7 protein-coding genes are annotated in these 10,574 nt (G+C 70.9%); 5 read left to right on the top strand and 2 right to left on the bottom strand.

All coding sequences use genetic code 11. From position 1 onward, the window contains the following. The 5 genes from spoIIP to AB1609_07615 all read left to right on the top strand — a co-directional run. The coding region (gene spoIIP / locus AB1609_07635; protein ID MEW6046339.1) for a stage II sporulation protein P at nucleotides 1–862 on the top strand (862 nt) is incomplete at its 5' end. 63 nt (nucleotides 863–925) lie between these two features. Next, a complete protein-coding gene (gene murC, locus AB1609_07630; GenBank protein MEW6046338.1) occupies nucleotides 926–2,398 on the top strand; it encodes a UDP-N-acetylmuramate--L-alanine ligase in 1,473 nt (490 codons plus the stop codon). Nucleotides 2,399–2,409: 11 nt separating this feature from the next. Beyond that, nucleotides 2,410–4,215, top strand: coding sequence for an SNF2-related protein (locus AB1609_07625; protein ID MEW6046337.1), 1,806 nt, complete (start codon nucleotides 2,410–2,412; stop codon nucleotides 4,213–4,215). A gap of 7 nt (nucleotides 4,216–4,222) precedes the next feature. Continuing rightward, nucleotides 4,223–5,149: a hypothetical protein gene (locus AB1609_07620; protein MEW6046336.1), complete on the top strand. Its 927-nt coding sequence runs from the start codon at nucleotides 4,223–4,225 to the stop codon at nucleotides 5,147–5,149. Nucleotides 5,150–5,191: 42 nt separating this feature from the next. Next, entirely contained in the window at nucleotides 5,192–7,765 is a 2,574-nt protein-coding gene (locus AB1609_07615; GenBank protein ID MEW6046335.1) for a DEAD/DEAH box helicase, read from the top strand. Here the strand turns inward: AB1609_07615 and AB1609_07610 are convergent. After that, on the bottom strand, nucleotides 7,695–8,561 hold the full coding sequence (locus AB1609_07610; protein MEW6046334.1) for a hypothetical protein: 867 nt from the start codon (nucleotides 8,559–8,561) through the stop codon (nucleotides 7,695–7,697). The genes AB1609_07615 and AB1609_07610 overlap by 71 nt on opposite strands. Next, entirely contained in the window at nucleotides 8,548–10,419 is a 1,872-nt protein-coding gene (locus AB1609_07605; protein ID MEW6046333.1) for an SNF2-related protein, read from the bottom strand. The genes AB1609_07610 and AB1609_07605 overlap by 14 nt, the downstream gene beginning before the upstream one ends. Between the last annotated feature and the right edge of the window lie 155 nt (nucleotides 10,420–10,574).

Raw genomic sequence — 10,574 nt, 5'->3', positions numbered from 1 at the left:
GGCGTCCGACCGGGCGGGCGGGCCGGGGTTGCTGTTCGTCCTGGTGGCGCTTCTGGTGGTGGCGGTGGTGGGAGCACGGTTCCTGGGGTTCGTGCCCGGGCGGCAGGAGGCGCAGAGGATGGGCCAGCCCCAGCAGCGGCAGCAGCAACCCAGGCCTCAGGTTGCCTCCACGCCGGCCGTGCTCGTTTACCACGCGCACACGACCGAGAACTACCAGCCCGCCTCGACCCACGAGCGCGGAAAGCCGGGGGGCGTGGTGGCCGTAGGGGCTGAGCTGGCAGCGGTGCTTGAGCAGAGGGGCATCCGGGCCGTCCACGACCGGACCGTCCACGATTACCCGAACTACAGTGAGGCGTTCGTCCATTCGGTCAACACCGTCAATGAGCTGCTGCGAACCAACGCCGACGTGGTGGCCGTTCTGGACATCCACCGGGATGCGCTGCCGTCGGATTATCCGGACGGTTACACGACCGCCGAGATTGACGGGCAGAAGGTGGCGAAGATCCTGCTGGTGATCGGGGACGTCGCCAACCCGTACGCCGACCAGAACCTGGCTTTTGCGGAGGCGCTGCGGGCCAAGATGAACGACCTGTACCCCGGGCTCTCAAGGGGCATCAAGGTGCAGCACGCCGCCCTCAACGGCCACGTGCATCCCAACGCCGTCACCGTTTTCATCGGCGACTACCGGGACAACACGCTGGACGAGGCGAAGGGAGCGGCTCGAATGCTGGGGGAGGCCGTGGCTCGCCTGTTCGAGGAGCAGGCGACGGGGCGGACCGGCAGCCCGGTGCCACCGCAGCCCCAGCAGCGACAGCAACAACAGCAGCAGCCCGCGGCGCCTCCGCCGTCGCCCCAGCGCTGACGCGGCAGGCGCCGCACAGGTGGGCCCCGCACGGGCGCGCGACATGCTAAGTGAGGGGGACCTATGCAAGCAAGGCGCTATCACCTGATGGGTATCGGCGGGACAGGTATGAGCGCCCTGGCCGAGATCCTCAGGGCCGGGGGTTTCGAAGTGAGCGGCTGCGACCTGCACTTGGGAAGTGAGGCCATCCCTCACCTGCGTTCGCTCGGGGTCTCGGTTTTCGAGGGCCACGATCCCGGCCACGTCGGCCTGGCCGACGTGCTGGTGGTCTCCAGCGCCATCCCCCGGGACAATCCCGAGCGGCTGGAGGCGGAGCGCCTGGGAGTCCCGGTGCGCCACCGGGCCGAGGCGCTGGCCGGAGCGCTGTCCGGGCGGTCACTGGTCGCCGTGGCGGGCGCGCACGGCAAGACGACGACCGCCGCGCTGACCGCCCACATGCTGGTGGAGCTCGGCATGGATCCCATGGTGGCGGTTGGATTTGCCCTGCCGGGCTCGCCGACCGGCGCCCGGCCGGGGCGGGGAGGCCTGGCGGTGGTGGAGGCGGACGAGAGCGACCGGTCGTTTCTCAACTTCCACCCCGACATCGCCGTCGTGACCACGATCGAGCCGGACCACCTGGAGAACTACGGCTACTCCTTCGACCGTCTGATTGACGCGTACGCCCGCTTCATGGCCCAGGTGGTGCCCAACGGTTGGTGGGTGCTGGGCACGGACAGCCCGGTGGTACGGGATCTCCTCAACGGGCGGAACGGCGCGCTGCCCAGGCTCAACGCCGAGGGAAGCCGGGTCGTCACGTACGCCCTGGGGCCGCACCCGGCGCGCTGGACGGCGCGTGGCATAGAGCTTGCAGCCCGCGGCTCTCGCTTCGTGGCCGTCCGAGATGAACAGGTCGTGGGGCCCGTCCGGCTCTCGGTTCCCGGGCAGCACAACGTGGCCAACGCGCTGGCGGTGCTGGGGGTGGCAGACGCCCTTGGGCTTGATCTCGAGGCGGCCTGCCGCAGCCTCGAGGGCTTCACCGGTGCCCGCCGCCGGTTCGAGGTGGTGGCGGAGGCCGGGGGCGTGATGGTGGTGGACGACTACGCCCACCACCCGACCAAGATCGCCGCGACCATCGCTGCCGCACGCGACGGGTACGGGGCGCGAGTGGTGGCGGTGTTCCAGCCGCACCGGTACCACCGGACGGCCATCCTCATGGACGAGCTGGCGGGGGCGTTCGACCGGGCAGACGCCGTCGTCCTCACCGACATTTACGCCCCGCCTCCCGAACAGCCGCTCCCCGGCGTGACCGGCCTGGAACTCTTCCGCAGGCTCGCCGCCCGGCCCGTCTGGACGGCACGGCCCGACAAGGCTTTCTTCTGCCCCACGCTGGAAGAGACGTATGAGCGTGCGCTTGCCGAGGCGGTGCCCGGCACCCTGGTTCTGGTGATGGGAGCGGGCAACATCACCCAGCTCGCCCGTCGCCTGGGCGAGGCCGTTCGCAGCCGCTACGGCCCAGGCGGCCCCGCCGGCCCCGGAGGGAGGGGCAGCGGTGGGTAAACTACGCCTGCATGGCACGCACGGTTTGCATCGAGGTCCCGCAGGGATGGCAGCAGCGGCTCATTGAGTGGGCGAACTCGCCCTCGGCTTTCGGGGGGCAGGCATTTCTCCTCTGGCCGGGGCTCCTCGAGGCATTCGATCGCCCCGAAGAGGGTCGCCTGCTCTGTCTCGACGCGCTGCCCGTCCGGCTCTACCCCCACCAGAGGCGCGCCGTGGCAAGAGCGGTCGGCCCTCTGGCAGGCCGGGTGCTGCTGGCCGACGAGGTGGGCATGGGCAAGACCATCGAGGCCGGGGCGATTCTCAAGGAACTCATGCTTCGAGGCCGGGTGCGCCGGGCCCTCCTCCTGGTGCCGGCTGCCCTCGTGCGCCAGTGGCACCTGGAACTCGCCCGGCGCTGCGACATCCGCGCCTGCCTGCATCCGAGTCCGGGCCACGGGTGGGATCGGGACGAGGTTGTCCTGGCGTCGCTCGAAACCGCCCGGATAGAGCCCCATGCTTCGGCCATCGCCCGCTGTCGCTGGGATCTCGTGGCCGTCGACGAGGCACACCGGCTGAAGAACAGCCACTCCGCCGCCTTCCGGTTGGTTGCCCGCGCCAGCAAACGCGCCCTGTTGCTCCTCACCGCCACTCCCGTCCACAACGACCTGGATGAGCTCTACAACCTGGTGACGCTGCTTCGCCCGGGCCATTTCGGCACGCCCCGGGGCTTTCGCCGCGAGTTCACCGAAGGGCCTCGCACGCCGCGCAACGTCGTCCGCCTGCGCCGGCTTCTCAGCGAGGTGCTGGTGCGCACCCGCCGGCACGAGGCCGGGATCCGCCTGCCGCCGCGGCACGTCACCAACGTCGTCGTGCCGTTCGACGAGGCAGGACAGGACCTGTATCAGAACCTTCTCAAGCTCTTGCGGGCGCACGGGGAGCCCCTGAGGCGGGGACGAACCGCTCTGCTGGCAGCCGTCCTCTTGCGGGAGGCCACCAGCAGCCCCGCGGGGGTGGCCTGCACCCTGCGGCGGCTGGCCGACCCCGAGTCGGGCGAGGCGTGGCATGCGCTCCGCCCGGGCCTGGCTGACCTCCTGCCCGCCGCGGAGCGGCTGGAGGCGCACCACCCGGGCCCCAAGATCCGGTGGCTGGCAGCCTACCTGGAGCAGAACGCTCCGCCAGCCGGCAGCGTGGTCGCGTTCACCCAGTTTGCCACCACCGCCCGCAGCGCCGTGCCATACCTGGAAGCAGCGGGGATCCGGGCTGCGCTGTACTGCGGCTCGCAGGGAGCGCGGGAGCGGGCGAGGGAACTTGCCCGGTTTCGAAGGGAGTGTCCGGTTTTGATCAGTACCGACGCGGGGAGCGAAGGCCAGAACCTGCAGTTCGCATCCTGCGTCGTCAACCTGGACCTGCCCTGGAACCCCATGCGGGTGGAGCAGCGTATCGGGCGTGTCCACCGTCTGGGGCAGACCCGTGCCGTCTTTGTCTTCAATCTGGTGGTGCCGGGCACCATCGAGGAGTATTTGCTTTCGCTCATCTACGAGAAGCTCGGGATGTTCCGCGACGTGGTGGGCGACCTGGACGAGGTGGTGGCCGGGGTATCCGGCGGCCTGGAGGGGCGCATACGGGACATCGTGCTGGCCTCGCCGAACGACGAGGAGATGAGGCACCGCCTGGCGGAGGTGGGCGGCTTCCTGGAGCGCCAGTGGCGCCGTTGGCTTGCGGCCCGGCAGCTAACGGAGGCCGTGCTGGACGGGCCCCCGGGCGGGGCGGGAGTGGCCGCCGGGGGCGCGCAAGGCCCGGAGGGGCCGGTCGAAGAGCGGCTGGCCGGATCCGGGTGAGAGGGGTGTGGAGAAAGCCCCGGAAAGGCAGCAGAGCCTGGTTCTGGTCCGGCAGGCGCTGGAGCTTCTGGGCTACCGGCTCTCCCCGGTGGCGCCCGATCTCCTGAAGGCCGAGCCGCCGGCAAGGGAGCCCGCGGGCCGGCAGGCGGCCTTCCTGATCACGACCAACCCCGTGTGGGTATCACGTGCCCCGGGGGTCGTTCTCCTCGCGCCCGGCAGCGGCCCTGCGCGGCGCCTGTCCCGCGCCGTCCGGGACCGGGGCCGCTTCGCGGTCTTCGCCGCGCAAGATCCGGGCCGCCCACAGCCCCTGCGGCGCTACCTGTGGTTTCGCTTCGTCTCGACCGTGACGGGCTTCGCGCTGCCCGAGGGAGCCCGGCGGTCGGTCATCGACGTGCTGGCCGGCGGCGACGCCGAAGCACCGGTCTGCCGGCCGCCGGCGAACTTGCGACTCATCGCCCGGCCGCCGCCGCCGATGGCCTGGGTGAGCCCTTACGAAGTCAAGCGCCTGGGCGAGAAGGCGCTCCGCGCGGCCGTGCGGCAGGCAGAGGCCGAGCTTGCAGCCCTGCGCCAGCGCCTGGATCCGCTCCGGGAGGCGGAACGGCAGCGGCTGGAGCAGTACTGCCGGGAGCGCCGGGCCGAAGAGGTGCTCCCCCTGCGTGCCCTCTACCGGCGCGCGGCAGCGGCGCTGGTCTACTCCCAACTGACCTCCGATCCGCAGCGCGCACGCGACCTTGGGGAACGGGCGCAAAAGCTCGCAGCCCTGGCCGGTGCCCAGCAAAAGGCCCTCGCCAGGCGCCTGAAGGCCGTGGACCGTGAAGAGGCCCTCGCCCTCTCGGAACTCGAGGAGCGCTACCGCCTGCGGGCTCGCCTGGCGCCGGCAGGCCTGGCGGTCATCTGGTGCCCGCCCGAAGCCCAGGAGTCGGGCCGGTCATGAAAGGAGCCCCGGCCCGCCGGGCGAAGGACCTACGCTGTCTGTATGGACATCCGCGCGTTCGTCGAGCAGTTGGAGCACGACCCCACGTACCGCAGGCGGCTGCAGGCGGTCCGGTGGCTTGCCGCGCGCGAGGCGCGCTTTGGCGAGCTTTCTCCGCCGGTGGTGGCGCCTGTGGCCGAGGCCCTTTCCAGGCGCGGCATCGAGCGGCTCTACCAGCACCAGGCGCTGGCCATCCAACACGCCCGGGCGGGGCGCCACGTGGCGGTGGCGACGGGTACTGCCAGCGGGAAGAGCCTTGCCTACCACGTCCCCGCCCTGGAGGCGCTGGTGGTGGACCCCCACGCCACGGTCCTCTACTTGTTCCCCACCAAGGCGCTGGCCCAGGATCAGCTCCGCTTCCTTCTGGAACTGTCGGGGGGCCGGGAGGACCCCTGGAGGCTGAACGCCGGCACCTACGACGGGGACACGCCTCCGGACCTGCGCCGCCGCCTGAAAAGCTCGTCCAGGCTGTTGCTCACCAACCCGGACATGCTCCACGCTGGCCTGCTGGGGCACCACGTGGGGTGGGCACGGTTCTGGCGCGGCCTGCGGTACGTGGTCATCGACGAGATGCACGTCTACCGGGGCCTGTTCGGTTCACACGTGGCCAACGTGGTGCGGCGCCTGCGCCGCATTGCCCGGCAGTGGGGCCGGTCGCCCACCTTCATCCTGTGCTCGGCCACCATCGACAACGCCAGGCAGATGGCCGAACTGCTCGTCGGCGAACCGGTCGAGGTGGTGGACGAGGACGGATCGCCCCGGGCAGGGCAGTGCATGGTGCTGTGGAACCCGCCGCGCGTTGGTCACCCGCCGGCCCGGCGTTCGGCAAACGTGGAGGCCGCCGAACTCATGGCCGAACTGGTAGCGGGCGACGTTCCCACCATTGCGTTCGGCCGAGCGCGCGTCGTGGCGGAACTGCTGTACCGCTACGCGCGGTCACGCCTCCAGCAAGTGGCCCCCTCACGGGCGGACAAGGTCGCGCCGTACCGGGGTGGCTACCTGCCGGAGGAACGCCGCAGCATCGAACGGCGGCTCTTCTCCGGGGAGCTTCTGGGGGTTTGCAGCACCAACGCCCTGGAACTCGGGGTCGACGTGGGCCAGCTCGGGGCGGCCATCCTGGTGGGGTACCCGGGGAGCGTCGCGTCGCTGTGGCAGCAGGCCGGGCGGGCGGGGCGCAAGCAAGAGCCGGGGCTGGCCGTCCTGGTGGCCCACGACTCGCCTATCGATCAGTACCTCATGAATCACCCGGAGTACCTCTTCACCCGGACCCCGGAACCGGGGGTGCTGAACCCCGACAACCCCCAGGTCGTGATGGGCCACCTGCGGGCTGCCGTGTACGAGCTGCCGCTGAAGCCGGCAGAACTTTCGGCCTTCGGCCCCTGGGCGGATGCCCTGATGCGGCTCCTGCACGAGGCGGGCGAGGTATGGTGGGACGGCACGTACTGGCGGTGGAAGGGGACCCCGTATCCTGCCGCGCAGTTTGGCCTGCGCACCGCTTCGGAGGCTACTTACACCGTCATGGACGCCGGCAGCGGACAGGTCATCGGGAGCCTGGACGAGGCGAGCGCGTTCTTCCAGTTGCACCCCGAGGCGGTCTACCTGCACGGGGGTGAGACGTACCTGGTCGAGCGGCTTGACCTGGAGGGCCGGGTGGCCTGGGTGCGGCGCGAGCCGGTCGACTACTTCACCCAGGCCGTGGCCGAGCAACGGGTGCGCCCCGTCGCCGACGCCGGGCCGCCGCTGGAGAAGCGGGTGGGGCAGGGCGTCGCTCAATTCGGCGATGCCGTGGTCACCCAGATGGTGTACATGTTCAAGAAGGTGCGCTTCGAGAGCCGGGACAGCCTTGGGTGGGGCCGGGTGCAACTGCCGCCCACGGAGATCTACACGATGGCCATGGCGCTCGCCCCCGACCCCGCCGTGCTGAGCGCCGTGGCGGCGACAGGGCGGAGTCCCATCGACGGGCTTTGGGGGGCGGCCAACGCCATGGTCGGCGTGCTGCCGCTGTTTGCCGGGTGCGACACCTCCGACGTGGGCGCCGTGGTGGACTCGGGTCCGGGAGCCTCGCCGGCCATCTTCGTCTACGACCGGCATCCGGGCGGGGCAGGCTTTGCCCGCCAGGCGTTTGACGCGGCCGCTGCGGTGGCCGAGGCGGCCTTTGACCTCATTGCCCGGTGCCCCTGCGAGTCGGGATGCCCGTCATGCGTGGGAGCGCCGGTGCCGCCGCATTCCCAGACAGATCCCGAACTCTCCACGAGGGGCCGGGTGCCGGACAAGCAGGCGGCCATGCAGTTGCTCGAACTCATGCTGTCCCCGGCCGGGGCTGCCATCACAGGGCCGCCTGCCGCGCCGCGCTCCGTCACGGGCGGGGTGCCGGAGCCCGGCGGAGCGGTGCCCGAGAAGCTGCCAGAGCCGATCAGGCCGCCTGAGCCCGTCAGGCCAGTAGAACCGCCCGCGCTCAGTGGCCGCCCGCTGCCCGCAGACCTGGAGATGCGCCTGAGGCGGCAGCTCAAGGCGATGGCGCAGCCAGGCGCAGGAGGGGCGGAGGCGGCCAGGGTACGCCCTCGTCCAGGTAGATGAGGGCGGCCAGGGTAAGGAAGAGCCGGATTCTGGGGCGGGCGTCGGGGAAGCCTTCGGCAAGCCCTGCGAGCCACGCCTGAAACTCGCTGCGGCGGATCAAGGAAGACGCAAGGGCCAGGGTGGCCCTTTCCAGCGAGTGGGCCACCGGTCGGCGCGATCTGGGCCGGGCCGTCTTCGTCGTCCCGGGTGGTGGCCCCCAGCGCACCGGGAGCGCGTGCGCTGCTTGCCCGACCGGGGAACGCCCCGGTTCGGCGCCGGGCAGACAGACGTCTTCTCTCGAAACGGGGTAGATGGCCGGCTCGCGGCCGTCCCCGGCGAGCGGCGTCCAGACTGCCGCCTGCCCGGCTGCCGGAGCGCGTGCCAGCGGTCCCCCGTCGGCCAGAACGTCCATCCACAGCCAGAGTGCAGGGAAGTGCCGCCGGCCCGGGCAGTGGAGCACCACGAGCCACCCGGATTCGAGACTGAGCTTTTGGATCTCCCAGAACCGCCGGGACGAGGGGAGGACCAGCTCCGGGCGCCCGGCCCCGTCGCTCTCTGCCTTTAAAGCCGCCGACGCGGCCTGCGCTGCGTTGGTGTCGAAGGTAAGCCAGAGGGCCGGGCAGGGCCGGCCGCGGCTTCCCCACCGCAAGGCCAGGTGCTCGGGAAGCTCGACGCGGAACGAATCGCCGGCCGGGTCCGGCACCCGCTGGATGCGGCTTCCCGGGAGTGCGAGCACCCGCAGACAGAAGTCGCGATGGGCTCCGGCAGCAACCGCAGCATCGGGCGTTTGGCGGCGGGGGCCATCAGTGCCTGCCATCGGGCGAGGTCCTCCTGGCGTTGCCTTTCAGGTTTTCCAGCAACTGCTGCCACTCTTGGGCAAGTTGGTGAAGGGCCTGCCGGATCTGCTCACCGGTCATGTCGCTTTGCTCGGAGCGCGCAAAGAGGCGGGTCAGTTGCTGCTCAAGCCGGCTCAGGCTTCCGAGGTGCTCGACGATGGCGTCGATCTGGCCGATGAAGTGGCGGAAGAGGTCGAGCTTCTGGTGGAGCAGATAAAGCACGTACTCCTCCACGGTGCCCCGGGCGATCAGGTTCCAGACGTGGACGTCACGCGTCTGGCCGAGACGGTGCAGGCGGCCGATGCGCTGTTCGATGCGCATGGGATTCCAGGGCAGGTCCACGTTGACGACGTTTCGGCAAAACTGCAGATTGACGCCCTCGGCCCCGGCATCGGTGGAGACCATCACGGGGGCGGTCCGCTCGAAAACGCCCCGCGCCCAGTCCCGCTGCATGGGGGTGAGGCCGCCGTGGAAGAGAACGACGGGCCTGCCGAGGGCGGCGAGGCGGTCGGCGAGCGCCCGCTGCGTCGCCACGTACTCCGTAAAGAGCAGGACGTGGTCGTCGCCAAGCCGGCGCACGAGGCGCGCGCAAGCGTCGGCCTTGGCCCAGGTGCTGAGGCGGGATGCCTTGGCGAGCAGCTCTTCGAGTTCCGGGCGGCCGCGCCGCACCATGCGCCGCAGGCTTTCAGCCAGGGCGTGAGGGCTGGAGCAGAGCTCCCGCTTCAACGTCAGGAAGACCAAGGTGCGATGGTCGACGCGGCCCGAGGCGCGCGCTGCCCGGAGCAGGTGCTCGTCCAGAGCCGAGTAAAGCGCCTGTTCGGGCGGGGTGGGGTGCACGGCGATGGTGTGCACATGCCGCCCGGTGAAGGGGACGGGCGTGTCGGCGCGGCGGGTCCGGATCATCACGAAGTGGACGGCCTCTCGCAGCCGGCCGGCCGCCGGGTGACCGGCGAGGGCGCTGCGTGCCCGAGGGGGAGCGGGCAGCGCCTGGGTGGGCGCCACCAGCTTGACCAGTGACCATAGTTCTCGCACGTGGTTGTGGACGGGAGTGGCGGTCACCAGTAACAGGTAGCGGGTGCGGATAGCGGACACCAGGGCGTACGCCTGGGTGCGGTCGTTCTTGAGGCGGTGGGCCTCGTCGACGATGACGAGGTCGTACGGGTTCGCCAGCACCTCTTCGCGGTGGGGCGAGCGCTTGGCGGTGTCCAGTGAGGCAACGAGCAGCGGCACGCGGCCCCAGTCCCGTTCGCTGGCCTGGAGTTCCACCGGCAGGTCGAACTTGTCCCGCAGTTCCCGGTACCACTGCCAGCAGAGGCCGGACGGCACCAGGATGAGCGTCCGCAGGACCAGCCGGCGCAATAGCAGCTCGTGGAGCACGAGGCCCGATTCGATGGTCTTCCCGAGCCCCACCTCGTCGGCGAGGACGGCGCGGCCGCCGAGTTCGAAGATGACGCGGCGCGCGGCAGCCAGCTGGTGCCGGTACGGGATGACGCCGGCCTGCTCCCAGCGCGTCCGCAGGAACTCGGGCGTCAGCAGCCGATCGGGGTGAGGCAGCGGGGAAAGGCGCAGGCCCTCCAGTGCAAGCTCGAACCGCCGGGCGGCCTCGGCAGGGTTGCGGTGCGCGTGCAGCAGCGCCTGCAGCCAGCGCGACCGCGGGGGGCCGAAGAGTTCGAGCTCGACCGTGGCCCTGCCCGGGAGGTGCAGCGTCCGGTGGAGGTAGCGGGGCGGCGGGGAGGCGAAGACGGGCCGGGCGTAGTGCCGAGCCGCCGATCCGGCCGACCAGAGCAGGGCAGGGTCGATGCGGGGGAACGCAACGGCCAGCACGTCACCGGAGGTCATGGCACGGGTAGTTTGCGCGGGGCGGGCCCCTAGTTGCCTCAAAACAAAAGGTACCTGAACGGAGATACGTTGCCTCATAACGAAACGTACTCAACCGGGACCCTCCCTCCGGTTCGGGGGTCTTGGGACCGACCGGTAGCCTCGCCGAGGTAGGC

The sequence above is a fragment of the Bacillota bacterium genome, from assembly GCA_040754675.1.
In the GTDB taxonomy this organism is placed as follows: Bacteria; Bacillota; Limnochordia; order Limnochordales; family Geochordaceae; genus Geochorda.
This window is presented reverse-complemented; position numbering and strand designations above follow the sequence as displayed.